This is a genomic window from Streptococcus pseudopneumoniae, from assembly GCF_001072315.1.
GTDB classification, from domain to species: Bacteria; Bacillota; Bacilli; order Lactobacillales; family Streptococcaceae; genus Streptococcus; species Streptococcus pseudopneumoniae_R.
Genome location: NZ_JVLI01000033.1, coordinates 1 through 477, shown reverse-complemented (window position 1 = coordinate 477; position 477 = coordinate 1). Strand labels below are relative to the sequence as shown.

The following is a 477-nucleotide window of genomic DNA, read 5'->3' as shown; positions in this document are numbered from 1 at the left end:
CTTGGATTCGTCTGTGCATAGGGAGCATTCGTAGCCTTATTTTCAGTTATTTCATCTGCAAGAACTGGACTTAGAAGACTTAAACTAGCTAGACCAAGAATAACTCCACAAGCACCACCAACCTTCATTTTACGGGCTAGACCAAGAATAACTCCACACGTTCCCCAACGTTTGGTCTTTCGGATTGATCCGAATGCTCTTGTCTCATCACTGAATTTCATGTTTATAATTCATTCCTTTCGTTTCACTCAAGGCACAACACAGAATGAAAGAGTGTTGTGCTCTTTATTTTGTTTTATAGTATTCAATTTTATTTACTTTCGATAACAATTTGAAGGAGCTCTTGCTCTAAAACATACAATGATCATTTTTCCCCAATCAAAAAGTCACCAAGAGTTCTTGATGACTTTAATAAATTTAATTTTCCTTAGATTCTCGTTTGATTTTCATCAAACTTAAAAGTGATATAGTTACCAT

1 protein-coding gene is annotated in these 477 nt (G+C 35.2%); it reads right to left on the bottom strand.

The window, feature by feature from the left end; genetic code table 11:
* The coding region (locus ADH54_RS01575) for a hypothetical protein (RefSeq protein WP_049523710.1) at positions 1-221 on the bottom strand (221 nt) is incomplete at its 3' end.
* Positions 222-477 lie beyond the last annotated feature (256 nt).